The following is a 440-nucleotide window of genomic DNA, read 5'->3' on the forward strand; positions in this document are numbered from 1 at the left end:
CGGCCCGGTACATGAGTGACATCGCCGCCGAAAAGGCAGAGCGAATGTCATCGGATGCAACGAAAACAGCGTTTTGCACAGTGCGGTCTCGCTTTGATAAAACATGAGATCATTCCGGAAAAGAGTGATATCAGATTTCAGACGGCATGGGTCGCGATGATTTCGACTAGGTTGATGCGAGATAAGCATGATATTGAGCAGAAAGCTGATGCCGGACCTGGTTGCAATCCAGGCATTCGAATGCGCGGCAAGACACGCGAGCTTCACGCGCGCCGGCAGGGAGCTCAACCTGACCCAGAGCGCCGTCAGCCGTCAGGTCAAGGATCTGGAAAATTATCTCGGCGCGCTGCTGTTCGAACGCATCCGGCAGCGCGTGGTGCTTTCCGAGGATGGGCGGCGCTTCCTGCCGGGGGCGCGAAAGTTGCTGCAGCAAGCCGAGG

Annotated in this window: 1 protein-coding gene; it reads left to right on the forward strand. The window is 57.0% G+C overall.

Features of this window, described 5'->3' with window-relative positions; genetic code table 11:
• Positions 1 to 187: 187 nt before the first annotated feature.
• Positions 188 to 440: LysR family transcriptional regulator (locus EN749_RS37170; RefSeq protein ID WP_128365160.1), on the forward strand; the 253-nt coding region annotated here is incomplete at its 3' end.

Source organism: Mesorhizobium sp. M7A.F.Ca.ET.027.02.1.1 (genome assembly GCF_004022985.1).
Classification (GTDB): domain Bacteria; phylum Pseudomonadota; class Alphaproteobacteria; order Rhizobiales; family Rhizobiaceae; genus Mesorhizobium.